This is a genomic window from Allomuricauda sp. M10 (assembly GCF_020782875.1).
In the GTDB taxonomy this organism is placed as follows: Bacteria; Bacteroidota; Bacteroidia; order Flavobacteriales; family Flavobacteriaceae; genus Flagellimonas.
This window is the reverse complement of the sequence record NZ_JAJGBN010000001.1, coordinates 528,415-553,618: the sequence shown is the minus strand read 5'-3', so window position 1 is coordinate 553,618 and position 25,204 is coordinate 528,415. Positions and strand designations below refer to the sequence as shown.

Genomic DNA, 25,204 nt, shown 5'->3' with positions numbered 1-25,204 from the left:
TCATTAATTTATTACCCTCCCAAAACCGTACTCAATTTGAACATCGGCAAATACATGGATACCAAAATCACTCCAACAAAAATACCAATGACCACAATGATCAAGGGTTCCATTATTGTGGACAGCATTTTCGATTTTTGCTGTACTTCCATGGCATATTGTTGATGCAATTTATCAAAGATGTACTCTGTTTGGTTGGTCTCCTCGGCGACTTTGACCAGAGAGACTAACTTGTTGTCAAAAACCTTGTTCCCTTTCAGGCTTTCATGTAAAGAGACACCTTTCATTATTTTTAGCTCCATTGTACTAAGTGCCTCCTGTAACGGGACAAAGTCGATCATACGTTTGACCATCTGAACACTGTTCAACATAGGAACTTTTGAATAGGTCAACAATGCCACAGCTTGGGTAAATTGTGTCAAGTAAACAGAACGTATAAAATTGCCAAGGTAAGGTACCCTCAACAACAAATAATCCCTTCTTCGTTTTACACCTTCCCTCTTCAATAAGGGTTTCCTAAGTAATACCAATGTGGTTATCGCTAAAACTAAAAGTAGTCCATAACTTTTGATAAAGTTGGAAGCCGCGATGATCCATTGGGTTATTACAGGCAATTCCACACCGTTTTGTTTGAAAATGTCCTCGAACATGGGCACCACCATGCGGAGCATGAAAATGACAACCAATACCGCTGTGCTCAAAATGATCAAGGGGTATGTCAATGCATTGACCAAATTTCTACGTTGTTCGTTCTTTTGTTTGAAAAAAGAGGCCAGCTCGAAAAATATGGTAGGTAGGTTACCGCTCTCCTCCCCAATTTGTACCGAGTAGAACTCATACTCCGTAAATTCCTTTCTTGATTTTAGAAGCCCTGAAAAACTTGCACCCTTGTCAAGTTCCATGACCATTTGGCCATAAAATTCCTGGAATGTCTGCTTCTTCTGGTTTTCCTGTAGCAAGTTCAAAGCCTCTCGTAACTGGACACCGGCCTTCAATAAAATGGCCAGTTCACCATAAAATTCCTCCTTGTATTTGTTGTTGAAAAAGGAACCAAAAAGGGTTATCTCCCTTTTCAAAAGATTATCCAAACCCTTACCAATGGAAGAATCCGTCGGTTTTGTCTCCAAGGTATGTTCCAGTTTGAATCCCATCCTATTGGTTCATATATGTGGTTGTTGCGTTTCTTTTGAAAACGAATATTCGCTTATCCCCCAATTCCTTGGAAGTGTACAGATCCAGGGCATCGATTTCACCAAAACCTGTCATCTTTCCATTAAAGTATCTGTCCAAGGACGTTATCTTGACAGAGAAGGTATCCCTATCCTTGATCACTTCGTCTTCCTGAAAGAGATAAATTGTCTGCTTCAACTCATTTGCCATTACAAGTTCATTTTTGGAAGGATCGAACCAAATCCTATCGCATTGGTTGAAATCGACCCATAAGCTTTGTCTTAACAAGTTCAGTTCCGTGTTTCGCTCATAATTGCCCGAAATGCCCTGCATTTGTAGCTGTACCAACCGAAGAACACTATATGCCATACCAACCACCAAGCTGGTAATCAACAGGACCACGAGCATTTCGTTCAAAGTAAAAGCCTTTATTTTTTGGTCCATCCTGTTCATTTTACCAAACTAAAAGTGACTTCCTTTTTTATTGAAAGGTGTTCCGCTGAAAAGTTGATCTTCCCATTGGATTTCCATTCCTGTTCCTCTACTTTGATCTCCCAATTCCCTAGTTCATCAAAATAGGGAAGCTCCAATTGTCCATTCTCGTATTGATACTGCAAAAACAACAACTCTTGCGTCACTTCATTGGTATTGCTGGCAACCGTATTGGCAAACAATGAGTTCAATGTCATACTGGCCATCATAAAAACGATCACGATCAATACCGTGGCCACCAAGGTCTCCATCAAGGTAGATGCCTTTATCTTTTTCAATACAACCATTTCATCACTTGGTTTGCAGGTTTATCCTTAAATACAAGCCCACCATAGGCCAGGGGCAAGAGGCTTGCATCTATGTTCCCTCCGAACAAATGATTTTGATAGACATTCCCCTTTTCCAGGGCGGTGAACGATTTTGTGGTAACACTTCCGTATACATTTCCCTTGAGCTCCAGACTGCCCTGGCAATACACCTCCCCATTGACATTTGCATTTTCCTGGATCTGGATATTTGCACCATAGCCTTCCGAATCGTTTTCCTCCCAATAAAGTACGATCCCAGATAGACTGGAACCCTGTTCCATAATCAATGACGGCTCCTGTTGTTTGTTGGCGGACTTTTCAAATTTCCCCTTCTTTTCTACCGCCAAAACAGATGGATAATCCAGGCTACAATTACGGCCCACTTTTATCTGGTTACTCGCCAAAGCCTGAAAATTACCCTTGGTTCCAACGACAATGTTGATTTGTGGCGCAATCAATACCACATCCCTCAAATTGGCCGTGGGCTGCACAGTGATCTCATGGGATGCCCATACCATAATATTCCCCACCAATGATATGTTCTCCAATTCGATAACAGCACCTTGTATAATCTGGGTTTCTTCCTGAAAACTATTTTTGATGATTTCTCCTTTATTGAAGCTAATGGTATTGCCCTTGGTCAAACCGGTCAATTGACCCAGTTGCCGGACCACTTCTTGGTTCAATTCGGGTAAACGAGAACTGCTTTGTTGTCGCCTACCGTACACCAATTGTGGCTTTGTATATCCGAAACCCTGTATGTTTCCCATTTTTATGCCGCGTTCCGGCAAAAAGGCATCTCCAGAGATCTTTGCATCACCTGCAATGACCATGGGACGGTTGTTGTCCTCAAGGTAAAGGGCATATCGATTTTCCTCTCGGAGGCCCACCAACCCGATCTTGGTAAACTTCAATTTCCCTTTTTTTGAAGTCACCTCTCTTTTTTCCAAAAGCCCCCAATAGTCTTTTTGGACATTGGTTTCTATTCCCAACGGGTCGTGTTCGGGAAGCTCCCGTGTCTTTCCCACTTCGAAGGGTTGGTCAAAAGAGCCGTCCATGCCCTTATCAGTGGCCTGGATCACTGCTATGGTGATGTCTGTCTTCTTGTTAAAAAGGGTATGACTGTGGCTGATCATCACAAAGGCCATTAACAGTACGGCTATGATGGCCCCGATAAAGAGGATAAACTGAAGTGCCCCTGCCTTTATTTTTTTCAATTTGATCATTGGGCACGGGATATGGTTTCCGTGGTGCCATAATAACGGACCTTGATATTTTCCCCATTGCCCGACAGTAATTTTACCCCATCCACTTCCTCCTTCTGGGACATGATGTGCTGCTGTCCATCAATGGTCACAAAGAACATACTGTTCCCGGAATTTGATTGCGAGACCGATCCCGAATACACAATGTTGCGCTTTTGAACCAGTTGCTTTGCCACCTGTTTTTTTATAGGTTTTCTTTCCGTTTTGGGCAGCGTACCCAAAAAGGGATCCCTGTAATTGGCCATTAAACTAAAAGTATCTTTCTTGGTTGTGGGTTTGGGTGAAAAAACAACTGGTTTTAATTCTGGCATAGGCTCCTCTTCTGGCGACAGGGCCTTGACCACCTTGTATCCGATAAGGCCCCATATGATCAATACCAGGCCCAAAAGCACATATGTCCTTACATTTTTGCTCAATTCGCCACCGTTACATTAAACGTAGTGCTTGCACTGCTCTCATTGCCTGCGGCATCATAGGCCTTTACATACCAATAAAAGGTTCCTTCTGCCACTGTGGTGGAAAAGGTTTTGTTGGCGCCCAACGATTTGGTAACCAATGCACTCAAGCTTTCATCGGAATATATAAAGATGCTGTCCCGCTCCGCGGTCCCGGGAACATCTTCACGGGTCCATGAAAAATCCAGGGTCGTTTCCGTCTGTGAAGCCCCATTGGTCGGTGCCACCAACTGTGGGGTGTTGGGAGGGGTAAGGTCCAGGTCCTCGTCCCCGTTCACCTGAAAGGCATTCACGGTATAAGGTGTTTCGTAATCACTGTTGAAGGCCCTTATGCGCCACTCATAGTTGCCGTTGAAAAGGCTCTGTCCCATTCGGGTGGTCACATAGCCCAACGTATCCACTTCCATAATACTGTCCAGTACCAATTGGGTAGCGTTCCCAAAATTGGGCGTGGCAATCTGAATTTGGTACCCCGTGGCTTCCCCCACAGGTTCCCAATTGAAATTCACGGCGTTGTCCTCCAGTACGCTCCCTTCTATTGGGGCCAAAATCATTACAGTCTGGTCCGAAATATCAGGCACTTCCAAAATATCCTCGCAACTTGCCAAACCGACAAAGAGGATCATGGCAAAAAGGGTTGTTTTTATCTTCATAGCTTTAGATAGTCAGGTGTTTTGTCCAATTTCTTGGGATTGCCTTCAGTATCCCCGGGACAAGTACCCCCGTCCATAAGGATGTGGGCAATTTGCAACTTGCCCCTTTTGTCCTTTTTCCAACAGAAACCTGCCGTTTCAAAATCAAAGGTCTCTAATACCGATGCGCTGATTGGATAATCGGTCCGGGCATTCCCTGTCTGAAGCGCTAGGACCCCGTTCGTATCCGTGACCAAATACAAATGGTCCACCGATTCGATCCTTTGGGCTGTTTCGGTATCGGCCATAAAGGAAATCTGGGACAAGAGCACCAGATCCGAGTCCTCCTGAAGGTATTTTAACAGGACCTCGTTATCCACACTGTTCAAGGCTTTTGCCAGCCCGATCACATCTGTGATAGTCAACTCAAAATAGCGTAGCCTTTTGGTTTTGGTGGTATCCTTTTCCATGACCAAAGGTTGTAGCCCTTGGTTTTCACGGTACTTTGTATATTTTCCTAGCATACTCGAAGTAAAAGGGACCGATCGGACGGATATGGCAATGGCGGATGCCAGGATAGGTTCTCCCACTTTTTGAAAATCCTTTTTGAACAATCCGGATCGCTGTTTACCCATTGAACCGATCATGGGCAAAGGGGACTCCACTTTTTGCATTTGGTGCATGGGGCCACAGGCATGAAGTACCAATGCCAACAGCATCATGGTTAGTGTAGGTCTCATTCACTAAGATTCTGGTAAGTAGTTAACGTAAATTTCGGCTTCGTGTTGTATGAAAAACCTTAATTTTTATAATTTACCGACGTAGGGAAAAATGTCCGGTGTATGTTTTATCATTGTCATAAACATACTTGAACCAATAATCTGAGGAAGGCATAGGTTTTCCCAAAAAATTGCCATCCCAGCCAGAGGATAATGGTGAGAATTGGCCCAATAACTTACCGTACCGATCGTATATATATAACTGAGATTCTGGATACATCTCCCCTCCAATTATGTTCCATGTCTCATTAGCACCATCCCCATTTGGAGTAAAAAACTTCTGATATCCTATTGCCATTACTTCTTTACTCAATGTTCTACACCCTAAAGGATCCTTCACATAAACCATGTATTTCCCTGGCAATACTTTAAATTGATTGGAAGTTTGGTAGTCCAAACCATCAATTGAGTATTCAAAAGTTCCAGCTCCTATAACATCAATGGTCAAAATTATTTCATCTGATAGGCCATTTGTACTTACACTAAAACTCTCAGGTGCGCCAGAGGACAATACTTCAAAATCTATGGAATTTGCACAGGTGGTCCCGTACTGATTATCTGTCACTGTCAAGGTATAGTTTCCCAATTCTGTTACATTCAATGTCTGGGAATTTCCAACGACATTGCCATTTTGATCTTCCCATACATAACTTTCAAATATTCCAGCATCTAAAATCAATTCCGGACTATCTGGACAAATGACATAGTAATCTTTCAACGGAATTTCAGGGGGTGGCTTTACCATTACATTAAAATTGGTGATTGCATAGCATTCATTATTTTGATCGTTATATACCCTTACATAGATTGTGGCATTTTGTCCATTACTATTAAACTTGTGGGGCAATGGATTTTCATCGTCCAGCGCATCCAATTCATTGCCATAATACCTTACCTTAAAAACTGATGGATCTTGACCATTTAAAATCTCATTGTCCTTAATGGAAATAATAATATCATCATTCAAAAAATCACCTCCATCACAGTACACAATATCTGTTGGCCTGTTGGCCACGGGCATATCATTTATAATGATGTCCTTGGTAAGGATGTTGGTTCCATTGGTCGTGTTCACTGTTACGGTTACCATAAACTGTCCCGTTGTTGAATAGGTGTGTATGGGCATTTCATCACTAGAGATGTGACCATCACCAAAATCCCATAAAACGGAAACAATGGATTCTACATCACCCAGTTTAAATTCTGTAGGTTGTCCCAAACACACATTTCCGGAAAAAATCCTTCCTGAGTAAAAGTAAGATTGGATAAATGGTGGAAGACCAAAATAGCCCAATCGGTCCCCAAGATCAATTGCATTGTATTCGTACTGGCACCCTATTCCCAAAACATCTGGATCGTGAATCACGCTCAAATTATTTTCACCGTAATTGGTACAGTATATTTTACCATCGATCCCCAATTGAAGTGCCCCTGAATTTCTTTCATTTCCACTGATATTTATTTCGCTTGTGCGAATGTCAGCTGCATTTAAATCATATTGATATACATTGCCCCTTTCTTCAGAGACATAGAGCATTCGACCCGAAGGGGAAAATTCGGTTCCGTAGAACAATCTGTTTTCAGCGAGTAGTACCGGATTGCTGACTGTACCTGTTGCATTGTCAAAATCTAAGAGCTCTACTGAAACACTGTTATGGCAAATGGCCAGTTTTTTACCATCTGGAGAGGCCTTTAAATATCCTGTGGGGTCTTTTGTACTGGCCCCTGTGGACGAAAAGTCGGTTCCTATTATACTTGTCACTGGGTTCGCATCAACTCCGGCAGGGGTGACCCGCCATGCATAAAAGTGGTCGTTTCTATAACCATGACCAATCACCCAAATATCAGTTCCGTTGACGTGTTTCACCGCCGTAAGTTTTTCGGCCACAAATGTTGGAAGATTATTGACTATTGGCAGCAATGGGGAATTCTTGTCAACTACTACTCCCAATCCCCCATTGGCCATTATATCAACCTCGGAATAATTGATGCCGCTTGTTTGCCAACAAGTAAAAATATAATACCTGTCCGAGTCTTTTGGTTTGGGTACTATGATAGCGGATTGAGAGGAAGAAAAATGTCCATAGAGGCCAGTCCCATTGGGCATGACTGCATGGTTCTTGTTCCATACCGTTATGCCGTCCGTGTAAAAAATCAAACTGCCATTGGCATCCGATATGGTGGCACAGCCTTCTTTGGTATCCAACGCCCCATCGTACAGCACCTCGGGCGAGCCATTTCTAAAATCAAGTCCTGCATTTTTTCCAAAATACCAGATGGATGCCTCCAACTGGGCATTTGCACCAAAGGTGCATGTTAAAAACAAGGCGAGGGTACACAGTAATGGTCGTAGGTTCAAGGTATGGTTGATTGGTGTCGTATTTCGAAAATAAGATTTTTCTTTCAAGTTTAAAATCTTTTTCTATGAACCGTTCCATTTTAAGGCCACGATATGCATGTGGCTTATGATGGGCCTACTACCATAGTTGGTCATCCCCAAAAATATATCCTTAGATGTGCCACTAGATAGCTCTTGTTTTTTGAAAAACATATGGTTCTTCTAGCAAGTCGCTTAATATGGGTGCGCAGCGTTAGGTTGTTGCGTTCTATACGATTGGTTCCATATTTGGATCGACCGTGGATTTCCTTTGGAACCAAGCCAGGATAAATGTTCAATTTATCCGTATATATCCGGTTTGGATTTTGAAGGAGCAAGGTATTGATCAACGGCTGTATGTTTTCCTTGGTTTTCTTGCCCACAATAAAATCAACAACCCTTTTTGTCTCCCTTTCCAATGCGTAGGCGACCCAAACAACATTGGATTTGTTTCCAATAAAACTCCAAATCTCATCAACCTCGTACACACCTCCCCAATTGAAGGCCCGTGGAGGTCCAATGTCCTTGCTTATCTTCAACATCCTGGACTGCACGGTCTTGGTGGAAATACCCAAGATCCTGGCCATGCTCCTAACACCACAACCTTCCTTAAGAAGGGTCTTGATCCATGTGTCCATGTTCTTCCCATAGGCCCGGTATACATATTGTTGCTTAAAAAGCTTGAAACATTGCTTGCACTTATAGCGTTGCTTCCCATTTTGTTTGCCGTATTTTACGCACTGTCCATTGCACTTGGGGCATTTTTCTTCCATCAACCCATTTACTACATAAGGGTTCAAAGAAACTTTATTTTATGGTATCTCCCGGTCTTTAAGTGTTCATAGGATGGCCCATAACCATAAAAACCAGTAACAGCACATAGTGTAAGTTGCTGGTTTTTAATTGTTTACAGTCTAAAATTAAAAAATCAACTAGTTTACTACATTACCAATTTTTGGATGATGTACTTGGAAGAACCAACTCTCCTATTTTTATTAATCCAGGAAGGAATCCCAATGGCATTCTTTTCGCTGAATGGAAAAGTTTTATTTTAAATCATCTTGAAGGAATTTCACAAAGTGATTTTGATAAGTTCAATGAAACGGAGCATATTATTGTAGATGATCTAATTAGAAAAATCAATTCTATAAATTAATTATCCTACCATGAATCCCAAAAGAAACAAACGCTTCCAAATAACAACACTTAAAGGAATAAAGCTTGTAAAAACAAAACAGCAACCCAAAAAGAGTTGCTGTTGATTATTGTGCTTAGGTAAAACAATTATTTTGCTACATTACCTATTCTATTCTATTCTACAAAACTTACCCTTTCTAAGACTTAGTTCCTTGAAGTTCTTAACATATGACTGATAAGAAATGCAATCATCATCCAAGACTTCCAAAAGCTCTACAACAAGACCTCCATCAGAATTGATCATTCTCATTTCATCATTCAACACCATTTTAGTGTCATCAAACATGGAGATAAAGGAACATTCGCTTATCCATTCTATCGAATAATAGGTTTTATCTCCATATTCATTTGTTTCTATCTGACTGTCCAAATTCCTTATTACTGCAAAATCCGAAAGAGCATTTTCAGATACGATATTATAATTACCCTCTTTAAAATCTTTACAAGAAGGACTTTCATTACAACTCGCAAATAATAAACTGATTAAGACTATTAGCATTTGCCTTTTTTTGAAAACCATAGTTTTTGCAATTATCTCCACCAAGGTAAGTTATATCTAACAGAATATGCTGTGATAACTGCTAAACTTACAGTTATGATTATGTATAGAAGGCTTAGCACCTTTTTTACTTTATTCCTTCCATCATAATCTTTTAATATTCTTTTATACTTACTCCTAAAATATATATAGTTAAAAAGAATCAGGAGAGATAATACAATGGTAGTTTTATAATTTAGAAGAGAAACGCTTATTCCTTTTATTTGAAACAAATACACATCTCTTAAAGTAAGAAAATTAAGCCCCAACAGAACTGATATAACAAGAATGGCAGAAAGAAAGGGGGCTTTAGATTTGTCCCCTTTTGGAGTATTATCATAATATTTATAAAGAAAACCAAAAAAATAATTATACATAAACTTTACCAATTGGGTCTATCTTGAAATGTATTAAAATACCAGTTGCTCTCAACTATTGTCTTACCTATTCCTGTTCCAAGTGACCAAGCCCCGATATATAGAGCAGATGCCCCTTTACTTCCAAGAGCTGCTGCATCCACACCACCTATATATGCAGCACCAGCATTTGATAATTTGCCACTACTCCATTCTCCATAAGTGTCATAAAGACCATAGGCTCCTATAACCTTACCTCCAGCGTTCAACCATTTTGAAAAATTCTGAACATTAATTCGTTTCTCGGTATATTGGTTTCCATGGAAGTTATTTCCATATCTCTTTCCTTGACTTAGACTATACCACCCTTTTGAATTATTTAAAAACTTAGATGCATAATCCATGGCCTCACCACTCAACTCAAGTCCTGGAAATCCGCCTCCATTTTGATGCCAGCTACGTTCTCTAAAATAGCTGTAAGAATATGCCCAATGTTGACTTTCTCCAGTTCCCTGATTCCAAATATGAGAGCCATATTTTTCTGTTTGTTGATTTATATTATCCACCTGTCTTGCACTAAAACCAGCAGAGCGACCTACGCTATTGATAGTTACATTTTCATTGTCCAAAAGGATACTTCCATCACTTAGTCTTCCTCCAGACCCATGGAATTCTTCACCTATAAACGTATCAATCTGCGATATATCAGCCCCACCATAGAAATCGCTCTCAAATTGCAACATACTCATAAAACGTTCAATATCTTTTGTATCATTTGTTTGCCAAGCCCCTTTAGCGTTTCTCTCCCATAACCCTAAGGGGTCATTAAACGACATCGGACTATTAAATGCGAATCGATATGGTGTCCAGTTTCTTGCCACCTCTGCAGCAGGATCTATGACATTGAACCTTGCAATGGCAGGGTCATATTGTCTGAACGTCATTTCGGTTACGTTAAGATCAAACGCATCTTCGGTTTGCTGACCATTGTACTTCCACTTCTGCGCCAGATCGTTTCCTAAGGAAGAGGTAACCTCGTTGTACCCTTTGTACTTAAGGCCGAAAGGGTAGTAGTTGGATTCCTCCACGATTTCCAACGTGCCCGCATTGTCCACATAGCTCAAGCGTATGTTGCCCAAATGGTCCTTGTACTGGTACACATAGTCATAGTCGCCCATACCATCGGGGGTCACATACCCTTCGGGCTGGCTAAAGAACTGCAACGTACCGTTTTGGTAGATGTAGTTGCCCGCATAGGCTGTCACAGAACTTCCCACGGAGACCGTCTTTTTCAACTTGGTGCCCATGGCATCATAAACATACGAAATAGTTCCCGAAGCTGTACTGATCAATGTAGGAAGATTCAGATGGTTGTAGCTTATGGAGGTGATTTCCTTGTTGTCGTCCTTGGTCAGGTTACCATTGGTATCGTACCAAAAATCTTGGTCATCCACGGCACTGTCCTTAAAACCATAGGTATCGTTCCCATTATCCGTTACCTGCAACAATTTGTTGCCACTGTCGTAACCATAGACCAACACGTCCATATTGGGGTAATTACCATTCTGCCATCCATCCCTTGTGAGGGTCTTGATGTTCCCCATCTTGTCATACGTGATGTTGGACACATCATAATTCCCCGATATATCGGTGGCTGAAGTGATCCGGTTCAGGGCATCATAGGTATAGCGGTACCATTTCAGTGCATTATCCGTGTTGGCCGTACGCCATTCCGTTTCGGCAATGTTTCCGTTAAACAGTGCCGTACCGCCATGGGCAACCGAATTGTAGTTGATCCCAAAGGCAAACAGGTCCCCTCCCAATGTATTTGGATCGTTGATCTGTTTTAACCATCCCCGTATGTTGTAGACATAGTCCACCGTCTGCAAGGGATCTCCCAAGGTATTTCCCACATCCTTGGAAACCAACTGGCCCAGATTGTCATACCTGTTCAGGAAGAGGGTCTCGGTCTGTCCGCCCAAGGTCTGTTCCTGCAGTACCAAACGGCCCGTATGGTCATACGCAAAGGTATCCGTTACAGTGATGGTGGCATTACCGCTCATGGTATGTTCGCTCAGGCTCTGTTTGGCCTTGCCCACAAAGTCCAGTTCCATTTTCATTACTTCGGTGGTGCCCAAATAGGGGTTGTCTGTCTGTATCCAGATGGCCCTGCCCTTTTTATCGTACACCGTGAGGGAGGTGATCCAACTAGTGGTCCCTAGCACCCGCACCTTGGCAGCCGTGGGGAGTCCGGTAACGTTCGTGGCCTGATCTTGGTTCAATACTTGTCCCGTAGGTTTGGCAATGCCGTCCCTAGAGGTATTGTACCCATCGTAATAATTAATGGTATGCAGTTCCGTTACAGAGCCCAACGCCGGATACCCGTTAGTGTCATAGTACAGGGACACCCCGTCCACAGTGGTGGCGGTCGTGGCCTGCTCCGACCATGATATGGAAACATTGTTGGCCGCGGTCTGTTGTGCATCCCTGGCACCTCCGCTCACCATGCCCGTAAAAGCCACACGGCCTAGGGCGTCATACCTTGTGAACAACCATTTTCCTTGCGCGTTCAACAGGGCGTCCTGGGTCATGATGGGTTGGTCCAGTTGGTTGTACACGATATATTCCCATCCCTTGCCCGGGATCTTCTTCTCCACCAAACGGTTCCTTTCGTCATAGGTATACTGGTAGCAGAGTTCGGAGAGCTCTGCAGCCGAGACCCCATCGGAAGTATCCACCTTGGGCGGGAGCACATAGGTGAGGTTGCCAAAGTCATCGTACACATAATAGGTGTCATGGGCCTCCTCGGAACTATTCACTAGGGCATAGGTTCGCTTGAGCACTACCCTGCCATTCTTGTCCGTGAACTCCTCGGTGGTATGCAACTTGCTGGTGGTACCATCATGGTTTTCATCCTTGACCATGTTCTTGAGCAGTTCCCCCGCATTGTAATAAACAGTTCCTGAACCATCTACCAATGAAGGGTCATAGATACCGTTCACAACATTGGTGGTCACGCTGAGGAGCCTTACTTCATCGATACCATTCACGTCATAGTCAAATCCAATTTCATGGTTGCTCCCTAGTTGCCAGGCCTCTCCGGGCGCTGCTTGTTTGAGTATTCTGCTGAGCGGTGATGCCTCGAACTCCTTTTGTGAAAACGGATTGGGCGTAGTGCCCATTTCCGAACCATAGTTGGACACATAATAGGTATCCGTATCCGCTTCGGCACTTGATCGGTACGTGCCGATGGTGCCACTGGTGGCCATATAGGCCAACCATTCCTTCTCTGACCTTCCGTAGGCATCGTACCCCACATGGGTCACGATGTCCTTTCCAGTGGGCGACCCTTTGATGGCCAATTGCTGCATGGGGCGTCCCAGGCCATCATAATAAGCCACGCTTTCCAGCACATCGCTGTTTTGGTCTATATTGGCGGAACTGACCATGGCTTGCTGGTAGGTACGTGAGTAGACATAGTTCTCGTCGCTCAGGGAAACCGTGGTGTAGTCGCACCCGGTGGTCGGTCCATATTCGTAGGGACAGGCGTCGGTATTGTTGGACACATAACCCGAAGGCTGGGTGCATGACGCTATAGTACTGGAGGCATCCCCAAACCCATCACCATCGACATCGGCATACCATATCGGGGGTTCCGTTACCGTAACCTTTATCGTTGAGGTATACTTGGTCTGTGAACAGGAAGACACCTCCCTGCGGTACCAACGGTCTACCGTAAGCCCACTCGGTGGATCATACGTGGAGGAAGTGGCACCACTGATGTTGGTCCACCCACTACTGCCGTTGGCCGAATATTGCCACTGGTAGGTATAACTGCTATCCCCTCCGCTAGGCGATGTGGCATTGCCCAAGGTGGAAGGATTACCACTGTAGCAAATGGTCTGAGTCCCATTGATCACCCCTGCCACCAGATCGGGCCTTACCGTTACCTTAACAATGTTGGAATATTGGGTCTCGGAACAGACCTGTACACGCCTCCTGTAAAAGCGGATTTCTGTCAATCCTGCAGGAGGATTATAAGTAGACGAAGTGGCTCCACTGATGTTGGTCCAAACTCCCCCGTTATCGTATTGCCATTGGTAGGTGTAACTCCCATTTCCCCCGCTAGGCGAGGTAGCATTGCCCAAAGTGGATGGGTCACCTCCGTAGCAGATAGTCTGGGCCCCATTGATAGTTCCTGCGGAAAGGGCACTTCCCACGGTCACCTTTACAGTCCCTGTATATTTGGTCTGACCACAGGATGTGACCCTCCTTCGGTACCAGCGGCTGGCCGTTAGACCGCTTGGGGGATCATAGGTGGTGGCGGTGGCCCCACTGATACTGGTCCAGCCACTGCTACCATTGGCGGAATATTGCCATTGGTAAACGTAACTGCCATCCCCCCCACTGGCAGAAGAGGAACTCCCTAAGGTGGAAGGGTTTCCAGAAGAACAGATGGTCTGTGCCCCATTGATACCACCGGACACCAACGTAGCACAAACACTGACATTCTTAGCCAGCATGTAGATGTTGTTGTACTCATCCGCAACCTGACATCTAAGCTTTGACAGACCTGAATTGTTAAACGTATAGTCCGCAGTGGTAATGGTAACATTCGAGATGGTCTCACCATTCCAAGTATACCAATTTATATAGGCCACATCGTTGGCACTTATGTTGACAGAATAGGTATGGGTCTCCCCTTGTATAGCACTGGAAGAGCCACTGATGCTATACTGGCCAAATGCAGTGGAGATCGTGGCAAAGCACAATATCAAGAGTGCCATTGCCTTGCTTGGTTTCATCGGTATTGTCTTTTCAATCAAATCCATGTTATTGGTTTTTTGTAAAGTAAATGACTGGAAGGATGGGGCGTGCTTCTCCCTTGGCGGATTGTTGGACCACTAATTGGTCAGGGCCCAGGGAAACAACCAGTAGCGTCCATATGCTTCCACTTGCACTCTGAATATTTAAGGTCTGCCCCTGCAAAGACCATGTCCCTTCCAATGTTTTTCCAGATCTATCGGTCTGGCTAAACAGTCCATTTGATGAAAAAGTCAAAATTCGGTTCAGATAGCTCGTCTGTACGCTAGCCTTCAATTGGGGAGAGGACTCCATTAGTTCCCTGTCTTCTTGATCCATTGAGGAAAAAGAGGGTGCCTGGGCAAATATCCATGAGCCTATCAACAATGTTTCAGGCGAACTGGCACCTTGTGCACGACTGTTTACAGTAAAAAATAGCATTGTCGCAAGCACGGTTAGTAAAACTGGCTGTATTTTAATGGTTTTGCTGAAAATGTTCATTTTTGGCGTGTTTAGTTCTGTCCTTTAAAATGGTATTGGTATTCATTCAGTAGGTTGAGATCCTCATCCTTGGTGTTGATCAAGCGACTGAGCCCATCATATTCAAAGAAGGTGGTATACCCCTTGGTGTCCGTTATGGTCGTAACCCCAATTTGCGGATCGTAGGTATATGTGGTCATCAACACATTTGGTGGTAGATTGTTTCGTAGAACCTGAAGGTCGTCCAATAGGTCTTGTTCCGCACAACCGGTAGTGTGGCAACGGTCATCATCCAAATCAGAACTGGCCACGGCTGCATCAATATAGGTTTGGATGGTAGTCGTAATGTCGCCAGCTTCCATATTATCTATCTTGGCAATGGGATAGGTATCATCATAGCCCCATATGTAAAAGGTACTTGGGCCATTGGGTCGGTGTACTTCTTTAATATTTCCGCCTGCATAAAAATCAAGGTCGTACATGATTTCCTCACTTTCATCCGCCTTGGCCAGCTTCATCTCCGAAGGCAACACCGCACTGCCGAACACACCGTATGTTTTGGAATATTCCCGTAACTTTTCTTCATCAACCGTTCCTGGCTCCAACGTTTCAACGGTCCTGGTTACTTCCACCAAATTATTTTTGCTGACCAAGGCTTGGTCTCCAACAACTTGATTCTGATGGGGATAATTGTACTCCGTTTTAACGGTCTGCCCCATGCTGTTGGTAGTGGTTTTAGAGGCAGGCAGGTATTTGGTTCCTGTTGAATAATCGTCGTATTCGGTAATTTCTTCCGCAACAACCTTTTCAAGGCTGCCACTTCCGAACAGTTTTTCCCTTCTTACATAGTTTACTCCTCCATAAGCTCCATTGGCAAAGGTTTTTCTAATACTGAAGGGAGCATATTTTTTGTCCATAAAACCGTAGTAACCGTTGCCAACAGGATCCGCAATGTAGTCAGGTAGTTGACATAATCCCGGGTGGTCTGGGGTCGGTGGAGCATCACAATCAAAATTGGGCAAGTATTCCAAAGTCACATAATAGCCATTGTCATTATTCTCCTTTAAAAAAACCAATTTTTCATACCTATCCTGATCAGTACGAACCACGATTGAATTTATATTGATCGGCCTGACCACTGTTTCAAAGTAATTGGTACTGTCCCGCTCGAGAATCTGTAGATTATCGTCCAATACCTCTTTTTTTTGCAATTGGCCCGGCCTTAGATCGGGAAAAAAATTGTTCTCATAGGGAGGTGTTGTCATGGGTACCGAACCTTTGGTTCCCTCAAAAAAGGTATACTCCGTTTTTCCCAATTCCACCCCCGAACCATTTACTTGGGATTCGGTCACTTTGGAATAGACCACGTGTGGCTCGTCACCAGTAGCAAAAGTACCGTACCGCACTACTTGTTCTACCTTTTCCGTTTCAGTATCTGCTGCCCTAATTTCATAAACAGTAGGCTGGTAATTGGGGATACCTGTACTTTGGGAACCCCCATATCCGTATTCCTTCTTACTGGCCAGCACCCCCTGCTTGGAGTAATCGGAAATATTGGCGATCCGGTTGCCTCCCATATTTTTGTTGATCGGCGTATAGACAACCGTATCCTTGGTAACCGACAAATAGGCCGAATTGTACTGGTTGGTGTTGTCTTTGGCCAACAATAACAAGGCCCTGTACAGTTTCCCTGTTTCAAGATACACGGTATTGCTCGGGGCGTTTTCGACCCAAAGTGCGTTCTGATCATTGAAAAATTCACAGTAATTGGAATAATTTTCGGTACCTAAGGAGACATCCACAATATAGGCATCCACTTCACTGGAATTTCCAATCAGGTTTACATTGTAATTACCGGTTTGTGGGGCAAAAAACTTTTTGATAACTATTTTCGGATCCCGGCCTTCAAACTCATCATCACACAACTGCCCTTCGTCATTCCTGTATAGATCTGGATCTGTGGTACTACTTGCATTTAATGACAATTGCAAAGGTGTAAGGGTGGTATTGGATTCTTCTATGGTATAAACCGTATGGGGTTCGTAAACAAAATCCGTATACCCTCCGGTGGGGTAGGCTATTTTGGTCAATATCCCTACCCGACCACTGGCGGAATCGGGCTCCCTATCCCCCCCCTCAAAGGTTCTCCCTGATAATTCCAAGTGTGGAATCAAGGTCGTATTGGTATTGCTGCCATTGTAATATCCATAATAATCCTGGGCATAACTGAAACGTGATGGTAGATCGTCCGGACTCTGGTATTCAAGGGAGTACATTTGTGACAACAATCCTTGTGCACCTTTTACCTCGACACTGTCCAACTTCAAACGGATATCATAATACTCTTTTGTAGTATGGTTCGCCAATTGGGTGAGTGTTTGTCCGTCCCTGTTGAAATAATTATTGTTATGGAAAACCACGGAACGGATAGGATTGGCCAACCGATCTTGGATATTTATACTTGTCAATCTGGAATTCGAAGCTGTATCATCCAAATCATATCGGTCGCCATAGGCCAAAGTGGCGATGGTATTGCCATTGTGTTTGACCTGTGTAAGATATAAAGGTTGATTATTGGATCGAACCGCACTTACACTCCCTGTACCTGAATAATAATTATAGTAGGTTTGATTAGGGTCAATGGTAACAATATTGTTACCAAATGCTGTGGCAAATTGTTCAAAGGGACCATACCCCTCATTTTTATACAAGAATTCATAGGTATCCTTTTTATTGGACGATATGATCTTGGTAAGCAACCATGACGAAATATAGGTGACACTTGCATCCCCCATGGGATTACCAGCATCCACATCATTATTTTCACGATAGGTCAATTCTTCGGCTTCAAAATAATATTCCGTGCCATCCTCATCGGTCACTTTCCATGATTGGATATTACTACTGGCATAAGTGGTAGGTTCAATCTTTAACCTTGGATTGCTCAACGATTTGGGGACATGTTGCCCATTTACAAAGTCAAAAACAAAGGTATCGTTGAGGTTTCCGGCATTCACCTTAAAAACATCCCTTTGGGCGTCTATTTGGTTCAGATTGATATCATACATAAAATAAAGGAAGTTCTGTGCTTGTGCTATACTGGCAAATCTGGGACTATCTGAAAATATACCAGGAACGGAAAGATACAGGTCCATCGAATCCCTGACCCCTGAATTATTGAACAGTGTCTGATATGTACCCACGGTATAATCATCTGGGAGTCCATTCACCTGTCGGGTTATCCTTCCGCCAGGTTGCAAAGACCAAGATAGACCTACAGCACCGGCACTTTGTTCCACCTTGACTCCGCTTGCATCATAAGATAAAGCAAAATCCAAATTATATTCACGACCTTGATATGTGTACAAGGGCACCCCTATCTGGGGAGTTCCCGTATAGAGACTTACTTTGGTGTCGCCATACTTTGTAAAAGCAGCGGCTTCAGGCGAAGTTGGTATCTGGGTCATTCGATTGATTTCCCCTTGATACATATCCTCATCCGAGATTGTACCTTGACCATAAAGTTTTGCTGTCAAAACCGAGGTCAACAAAAAAGTGGGCACCAGTAACTTAGAGATTAAGTTACCCGTCTTTGTAAATGGTTTCATTATTTGTACGATATGAATTAATACTGTAATGGAATTGGGTATGCCTTTCCTGTGTAGACATAATTGAATAGTTGCGGGAATTTCAGCCTATGGATATTTACTGATTTCCTTATGCCCCTATCAAATACATCAATTGATTTCCTTTTTGTTCATCAACAAAAGGCCTCAATACATTGTTTGATTCAAATACAATTGCCGACAGAGGAATCTTTAAAAAAGATAAATACTCCATCAATGAGTGAAGAGTGTTGTGCATGGTATAGTAGGTTATTGTTTAATACGTAATTTCTGAACTTGGGGAGTTGATATTACATCGCAATTATATAAGCTTTATTTTAAATATTTTAGGGCTTTTTAAGATTTTCGATGAATTGCATTACTTTAATAAAAAGTATTATTTTTTTACATTATTTATATAATAATCTTTCTTTTTATTAGTTATCCTTAACACCAAATCATGATTGATGCTATATGGTACGACCTATACTTACCCGAAAAGTTAGCGCATTAAACCTACAGGAAACCCTTATAGTACTTGCCATCATCGGTATATTGCTCCTATTGGCATTACCTAATCTGATGCCCTTGATCTCCAAGGCAAAGAGTATAGAGGCACAGACCCAGTTAAAGGCCCTGTACAATGCCCAGACCACCTATCGGTATATGTACAGCAAGTTCACACCGGATGTCAACGAACTCGATTTTGTTCCCCCCAAGACCGTAAAGGAAAACGGGACCGCCAACTATATCTATGAAATATTATCCGCGGACAATGTTTCGTTCAAGGCCCGCGCGGAGGCCATAACGGATTTTGATGGGGACGGGGTCTTCAATGTTTGGGAAATCGATGAGAGTGGCAACCCAAAACAAATCATCAAGGATTGATATTGATCCTCCAAATACTTACACTGATGGCCTGTGGGGCCATGGTCTTCCAAGATTTGAAGGACCGTGAGGTGACCTGGTTCATTTTTCCCTTGATCGGGCTGCTCTTGGCCATGATTCATTTCTATAGGTCAACTATTTCCATATTTCTCATATCAGTATTGGGGAACTTCGTTTTGGTGAGCTGTGTCCTCCTGATTTTATGGACCACGACCAGGCTTGTGTTCCGAAAAAAATTCCTGGATGTCAGTTTTGGAACGGGAGATCTATTTTTCATGTATGCCATGGCCTTGGGATTTCCAACCCTAACCTTTATTTATGTGTTCGTGGGATCCGTCTGTTTTGCTTTGGCCGCCTTTTTAACAATGAACCTGTTCCATAAAATGGAAACCGTGCCCCTGGCAGGTTACATGGGCATGTTCCTTATAGTGGTCTTCCTTTTAACCTATTGGCCTACTACCCCATCACTATATACCTACTAAATGCAACACCCTTCCTTTAAAATACCACCCTTTTTACAACAGCGCATAACGGCGGACCAAGCGTTCCACTACAGGATCGTACCCATTTCACAGGATGAAAACGGCCTGCACCTGAAAACCGATAGCGATACCCTCAATGAGCTGTTGAACGAACTGAATATTGTATTGGATGCCAAAGTGGTATTGGAACCTTGTGAAAAAGCGGAACTGCAACAGTATCTGACTACAAACTATAGGCAGCGACAAGACGACCGGTCCTCCCAGTTCAACTATACCAGCGATTTTTTGGAGAAGATTCTACTGGAAGCCAAGGCGATAGGGAGCAGTGACATCCATTTTGAACCTTATGAAAACAAATCCCGGGTCCGGTTGCGCTTGGATGGAAAGCTCTTGGAATATTATGCGATCCCGATATCGGAGTATCCCACCATGGTCAACAAGATCAAGATACGGGCCAATCTGGACATTTCAGAAAAACGATTGCCTCAGGACGGCCGTATCACTATCGCCACGAAAGGGGAAGATTTCGACATACGGGTCTCCTCCCTACCGACCCTCCATGGGGAAAAACTGGTCCTTCGGATACTGAGCAGGGACACTGGCGACATTGAACTGGACGAACTGGGCCTTACCGACTTGGAGCTGCAGCGGTATCGGGAAGGTATCAAAAAACCTAACGGGATCATATTGATTTCAGGCCCCACCGGATCCGGGAAGACCACCACTCTGTACGCCACACTAAAAAAATTGAACGACGGGGCCACCAATATCTTGACCATCGAAGATCCCATTGAATATACCTTGGAAGGAATCAACCAAGTGCAGTTGAAAGAAAATATCGGGTTGGATTTTGCCAGTGCTTTAAGGACTTTTTTAAGGCAAGATCCCGACATCATCATGGTAGGCGAAATCCGAGATGTGAAAACGGCCAACATGGCCATCAGGGCCGCTTTAACAGGGCATCTGGTCCTGTCCACCATCCATACCAATTCAGCTTGGGCCACCGTTTCGAGGCTCATCGACATGGGGGTCCCACCTTTTTTGATTGCCAACACCCTGAACATGAGCGTCGCACAACGCTTGGTGAGGAAACTCTGCCCTCATTGCAAGGAACAAAGGCCCATTGAACCAAGTAATTTTCCGTTGGATTATAGCATTCCAAAGTCTTTGCAAATTCATCATGTCGCGGTAGGTTGCAATGAATGTCACCACACCGGCTACCAAGGGCGTAAGGCCATTTATGAGATTCTTCCAGTAGGCAAGGATCTGGAAGTTCCGATAAAGGACAATCAATTGGACATTGGACCATATCTCATGGAAAGGGACATTCCGACCCTTCAAACTAATGCCATTGCCCTAGTGGAACAAGGGATTACCTCAATCGATGAAATCTATTCCCTTTTAAGCAACTGACCAATGAAAAAAACCATATACATTGTACTTCTTCTATTCGCACAATGGGCAATTTCCCAATATAGCGGCGACAGGATTCAAAACATCAGGAACCATTTGGAGGTCTTATCTGTTGATTATCCAGCCTACAATGAAACCCTTAAGTTGGAGGTCAATGTGACCAACGTCTCCCTTCCCAACTTTTTGATTGCCGTTTCCAAGGTCCATAACCTCAATCTTAGCGTTGCCAATGATATCGCCAACATCAATATTGTCAACAATTTCTCCAATGTAACGGTTGCCGACCTGCTTGTTTTTCTCTGCAAGGAATACAACCTTACCATCGATTTCACCGGCAGTATACTATCCATCAAAAGATATGTCCCAGCACAGCCAGAACCGGAACAAAAATCATTTATAATAGAAATGGACCCTTCAAATCAGGCCATTTCCCTTGATGTCAACGATATTCCCTTGGAACAGGTCTTTAGAAAGATCATGGATATATCCAGCAAAAACCTATTATATGCCAACTCCCTAAAAAGTAGGCCCCTGAACATTTACTTGAACAATGTCGAGTTTGATCTGGCCATGGAAAAAATTGCGGATCTCAATGGCCTTGCCCATTCCAAATCAAGGGACGGTTTCTTTCTCTTCAGTGCCATGGACAGCAAAGATGGTGCAATCAACCCTAAATTGGGCCAAAAAGGGATGTATTATGAAGTACTGGACACAGTGAACATGATTCTGAACGTAGATTTCAATAAATCACCGATCGCCAATATCATCGGGGCTTTGGGACAGGATCTTCATCTGGACATCTATACGGCCACGCCTTTGGAGGAGGCCGGGACCGTTACCTTCAATGCCAAGCATATTTACTTTGACGATCTTTTGTCACTCATTTTCGAGGGACAGTTCAAAGGCAGCACTAACCTTGTATCTGACATTTCCCAAAATGGCAGGACCCGAACTGGTCCACAGAGCAATCCCAACTATGACGCCAATGCTATAGCAGGTACTGGTTTTACTTTCAAAAAAGAGAACAATATCTATTTTTTTGGCACCTCGGACCAACTCAGTGTCCGAAAAGTTGAAATCATCCAAATGATGCATCGTTCTGTGGAACTATTAAGCGACCCGTCCTCCTATTCCGGAGGATACAGGACCGCTGGAAGAACAACTGCAGGCAGCATCAATTATTATGGTAACGGACAGGGCAATGGATTGAACGGGGGACAAAACCTGAACAACCAAAGGACCATCAATACAAGAAATGAAGGGTTTGGCAATTATACGGATACGGCCGAGGCATTGGTCAGTATACTTCCTGATGAAATCAAATCGGAACTGGACATCCGTGTTGATTTTGAACTCAACAGTTTTTTTGTAAGTGGCCCTTCCGCCAATATCGAGAGGTTTAAAAGTTTCATCACCGAAATTGACAAACCGGTACCGGTCGTCCTGATCGAGGTCATGATCATCGAGGTACGTAGGTCATCCACCGTGGAAACGGGTATCAGTTGGGGCATCGGGGATGAACCGGCACAAACACAGGGCAGCCTATTCCCAGGAACCGATCTTACCTTGGGTGCAAAAACTGTCAATAAAGTGATTGGTGGGTTTGACGGTTTCGGATCCTTCAACATTGGAAAAGTGGTGCCCGAATTCTTTGCCACGATCAAAGCTCTCGAGGAGAACGGAAACATCAAAATTAGATCTACTCCCAAGCTCTCAACCCTTAACGGACATAGGGCCAATCTGTCTATTGGGGAGACCACCTATTACGTGATCACCAACCAGAATTTTTTCGGCTCCCAAGTACCTACCACCTCCGAGATCAGGAACTATGCGCCTATCGATGCTGAACTGGGTGTAAGTATCAAACCCTTGGTTTCCGGTAATGGCCAGGTAACCTTGGACATCAATGTAATCCAATCCGATTTCAGTGGGGAACGCATTGAGGAGGATGCACCGCCGGGATTGACATCTAGGGAATTCAGCTCCATCATCCGTATGCAGAACCAGGACCTTGCCATCTTGGGTGGATTGGAGGAAAAGATCAAAAATGATTCTGGAAGCGGTGTTCCCCTGTTGGCCAGGATACCGGTGATCAAATGGCTTTTTAGCCAACGTAAGCGTGAGGACACCAAACAAAAATTGACCATATTGATCAAACCCACCGTAATCTATTGATTTTGAAGAACTGGGTCAAAAATATCATGGAAGGCAATACTTATCAGGGATTGGAAATCTTTGAGGTAAATGGTCAGACCAACTTTGCCCTACTTCATTTACGGCGCAAAAAAGGTGAACTGGATATAATGTCCTCCAAGACATTTGTCTCATTCGAGGAGCTATCAAAGAGCATCGCAAAAAACTATGTACTTCAAGTTGTTCTGAATACTGGAAAGGTACTGACCAAAGCGGCTCCAATGGAAGCAACTGGAACTCCTGATCATTCGGTCCATCAGGCGTTTCCAAACTTGGATATGGAACTTTTTTACTATCAAGTATTCGATTCCCATTCCTTCCGGATGGTTTCCATAACAAAAAAGACCATTGTGGATACTCTTTTGGATGAACTTGAAGGATATGGAATATTTCCAACCCACGTTTCTTTGGGAATATCGGATATCGAGCTCGTTCTTCCCTTTCATGGCCTTCCCATTCAAGGGTCCAATTTCATTCTTGGAGAAGGTACCAATGAAAATCAACCGTTAAAACATATTGCAGTCCTTAACAAAGAGAAAATGGATGTTCAGGGCTTGGAGCTGCCAAAAGTGCACCTTTTAGGCTTTGCCAGTATTTTAAGGTTCCTTTTTCCCTCCAATGAAAAACATAACATGTCAGGGATCAATTCCATATTGGCGAATAGGTTTAAAAATGGGCGGTTCTATAAAATGGGGCTATGTTTGGGGCTTGGTTCCATCCTGACTATTTTGATCATTAATTTTCTGGTATTTTCCCATTACAGGTCACTAAGCACGGACCTACAAGGCCCCATTGATTTGGAACAACAGGCCGAACTTGTACAAAAAGTAAAGGCCAGGGTCTTGGATAAGGAAAAAAAACTGTCCTCCATTCTGGGATCTAACAACACACATGTAACCAAGTTCTTGGACCAAATCGGCAGTAGTATACCGGAAACGGTCCTGCTGGAAGTGTTGGACTACCAACCCTTGCTACGACCAATCCAGCAAAAAAAACCAATATCATTGGAAAAAGGTCAAATCTTGGTTTCCGGTTTCACAAAGGATAAAATGGCCTTTTCGGAATGGACGGCCAATCTAGAACAAATGGATGGAATCGGAGCTGTTGAAATCCAGGGATACGAGTATACCACTACAAATACGGACCATTTCCTCCTAAAAATTGCCCTAGATGCGACTGGACAATAGAAATAAAATACTGATACTGGGATTCATACTGACTTTGGTGGCTAGTTATTTCCTTGCCATAAGCAAGACATTTGAATTATGGAAAGACCAAAAAAATCAAGAAGAACAAAAGGTTTTGGCCCAAAACGTGTTCCACGAATTGGATCAGCTTTCCGAAAAAGAATCCTCCCTCGATTTGCAGTTCGAACAAATGGATCTTGAACCGACCATCCTCCAAAACAGTCTTTTACATTTCCTGAACCAACAAGGAATGGAACATCGAATCAAGATTTTGGATTTCAAAGTACCCCATATAATCATTGATGGTCCGATAACCACCAAGACCTACCAGTTTACATTGGAAGGTGGTTTTCCGGATATCCTCAAGGTAGCCCATGGCCTAGAGGGTCAGGGAAACTATGGTGTCATCTCACATATTTCCTTCGAAAAACAACAAGATCCCAAAAGTAGAAACACCTATTTACAGACCACCTTTCATTTGGAACAAATTGAATGAAACCGGTCCATGACTGCAAGCTTCCTTAGAACCGAACTGTTTAAAATTAGAAAAAAATAACCCCAAATCTTACCCTCAACTTTTGCGC

Annotated in this window: 20 protein-coding genes; 7 read left to right on the top strand and 13 right to left on the bottom strand. The window is 43.4% G+C overall.

The window, feature by feature from the left end; translation table 11 throughout:
- Positions 1-11: 11 nt before the first annotated feature.
- From LKX84_RS02610 to LKX84_RS02570, 9 genes are all read right to left on the bottom strand, one after another.
- Positions 12-1,151: a type II secretion system F family protein gene (locus LKX84_RS02610; protein ID WP_228235561.1), complete on the bottom strand. Its 1,140-nt coding sequence runs from the start codon at positions 1,149-1,151 to the stop codon at positions 12-14.
- A gap of 1 nt (position 1,152) precedes the next feature.
- Complete coding sequence (locus LKX84_RS02605; protein ID WP_228235560.1) at positions 1,153-1,614, bottom strand: type II secretion system protein J; 462 nt, start codon at positions 1,612-1,614, stop codon at positions 1,153-1,155.
- Between the two features lie 5 nt (positions 1,615-1,619).
- A complete protein-coding gene (locus LKX84_RS02600; RefSeq protein WP_228235559.1) occupies positions 1,620-1,949 on the bottom strand; it encodes a hypothetical protein in 330 nt (109 codons plus the stop codon).
- Positions 1,937-3,196, bottom strand: a complete 1,260-nt coding sequence (locus tag LKX84_RS02595) for a hypothetical protein (RefSeq protein WP_228235558.1) — start codon at positions 3,194-3,196, stop codon at positions 1,937-1,939. Before LKX84_RS02595 ends, LKX84_RS02600 begins: the two co-directional genes overlap by 13 nt.
- A complete protein-coding gene (locus LKX84_RS02590; protein ID WP_228235557.1) occupies positions 3,193-3,651 on the bottom strand; it encodes a hypothetical protein in 459 nt (152 codons plus the stop codon). The genes LKX84_RS02595 and LKX84_RS02590 overlap by 4 nt, the downstream gene beginning before the upstream one ends.
- Entirely contained in the window at positions 3,648-4,343 is a 696-nt protein-coding gene (locus LKX84_RS02585; protein WP_228235556.1) for a hypothetical protein, read from the bottom strand. The genes LKX84_RS02590 and LKX84_RS02585 overlap by 4 nt, the downstream gene beginning before the upstream one ends.
- Positions 4,340-5,062: a hypothetical protein gene (locus tag LKX84_RS02580; RefSeq protein WP_228235555.1), complete on the bottom strand. Its 723-nt coding sequence runs from the start codon at positions 5,060-5,062 to the stop codon at positions 4,340-4,342. Before LKX84_RS02580 ends, LKX84_RS02585 begins: the two co-directional genes overlap by 4 nt.
- 73 nt (positions 5,063-5,135) lie before the next feature.
- On the bottom strand, positions 5,136-7,460 hold the full coding sequence (locus LKX84_RS02575; protein ID WP_228235554.1) for a T9SS type B sorting domain-containing protein: 2,325 nt from the start codon (positions 7,458-7,460) through the stop codon (positions 5,136-5,138).
- A 131-nt stretch (positions 7,461-7,591) separates the two neighbouring features.
- The gene (locus LKX84_RS02570; protein WP_228235553.1) at positions 7,592-8,278 is read right to left on the bottom strand and encodes an IS1 family transposase; all 687 of its coding nucleotides are present in this window, start codon (positions 8,276-8,278) and stop codon (positions 7,592-7,594) included.
- Between the two features lie 155 nt (positions 8,279-8,433).
- On the opposite strand from LKX84_RS02570, the gene LKX84_RS02565 reads away from it, so the two are divergent.
- Complete coding sequence (locus LKX84_RS02565; protein ID WP_228235552.1) at positions 8,434-8,634, top strand: hypothetical protein; 201 nt, start codon at positions 8,434-8,436, stop codon at positions 8,632-8,634.
- 150 nt (positions 8,635-8,784) lie between these two features.
- Here the strand turns inward: LKX84_RS02565 and LKX84_RS02560 are convergent, their stop codons facing one another.
- The 4 genes from LKX84_RS02560 to LKX84_RS02545 all read right to left on the bottom strand — a co-directional run bounded on the left by LKX84_RS02560 (position 8,785) and on the right by LKX84_RS02545 (position 18,460).
- Complete coding sequence (locus LKX84_RS02560) at positions 8,785-9,216, bottom strand: hypothetical protein (RefSeq protein WP_228235551.1); 432 nt, start codon at positions 9,214-9,216, stop codon at positions 8,785-8,787.
- Positions 9,217-9,595: 379 nt separating this feature from the next.
- Positions 9,596-14,401: a DUF6443 domain-containing protein gene (locus LKX84_RS02555; protein ID WP_228235550.1), complete on the bottom strand. Its 4,806-nt coding sequence runs from the start codon at positions 14,399-14,401 to the stop codon at positions 9,596-9,598.
- A gap of 1 nt (position 14,402) precedes the next feature.
- A complete protein-coding gene (locus tag LKX84_RS02550) occupies positions 14,403-14,873 on the bottom strand; it encodes a hypothetical protein (RefSeq protein ID WP_228235549.1) in 471 nt (156 codons plus the stop codon).
- A gap of 11 nt (positions 14,874-14,884) precedes the next feature.
- Complete coding sequence (locus tag LKX84_RS02545; protein WP_228235548.1) at positions 14,885-18,460, bottom strand: hypothetical protein; 3,576 nt, start codon at positions 18,458-18,460, stop codon at positions 14,885-14,887.
- Between the two features lie 471 nt (positions 18,461-18,931).
- On the opposite strand from LKX84_RS02545, the gene LKX84_RS02540 reads away from it, so the two are divergent.
- The 6 genes from LKX84_RS02540 to LKX84_RS02515 are packed head-to-tail and all read left to right on the top strand — an operon-like array spanning position 18,932 to position 25,116.
- Positions 18,932-19,345 carry a type IV pilin-like G/H family protein gene (locus LKX84_RS02540; RefSeq protein WP_228235547.1) on the top strand — a complete coding sequence of 138 codons (414 nt, stop codon included), beginning with the start codon at positions 18,932-18,934 and terminating at the stop codon, positions 19,343-19,345.
- A complete protein-coding gene (locus LKX84_RS02535) occupies positions 19,342-19,827 on the top strand; it encodes a hypothetical protein (RefSeq protein ID WP_228235546.1) in 486 nt (161 codons plus the stop codon). Before LKX84_RS02540 ends, LKX84_RS02535 begins: the two co-directional genes overlap by 4 nt.
- Positions 19,828-21,240 carry a GspE/PulE family protein gene (locus LKX84_RS02530; RefSeq protein ID WP_228235545.1) on the top strand — a complete coding sequence of 471 codons (1,413 nt, stop codon included), beginning with the start codon at positions 19,828-19,830 and terminating at the stop codon, positions 21,238-21,240.
- A gap of 3 nt (positions 21,241-21,243) precedes the next feature.
- On the top strand, positions 21,244-23,415 hold the full coding sequence (locus LKX84_RS02525) for a type II secretion system protein GspD (RefSeq protein ID WP_228235544.1): 2,172 nt from the start codon (positions 21,244-21,246) through the stop codon (positions 23,413-23,415).
- Positions 23,416-23,441: 26 nt separating this feature from the next.
- Entirely contained in the window at positions 23,442-24,620 is a 1,179-nt protein-coding gene (locus LKX84_RS02520) for a hypothetical protein (RefSeq protein ID WP_228235543.1), read from the top strand.
- Complete coding sequence (locus LKX84_RS02515; protein ID WP_228235542.1) at positions 24,604-25,116, top strand: hypothetical protein; 513 nt, start codon at positions 24,604-24,606, stop codon at positions 25,114-25,116. Before LKX84_RS02520 ends, LKX84_RS02515 begins: the two co-directional genes overlap by 17 nt.
- Positions 25,117-25,204: the final 88 nt, after the last annotated feature.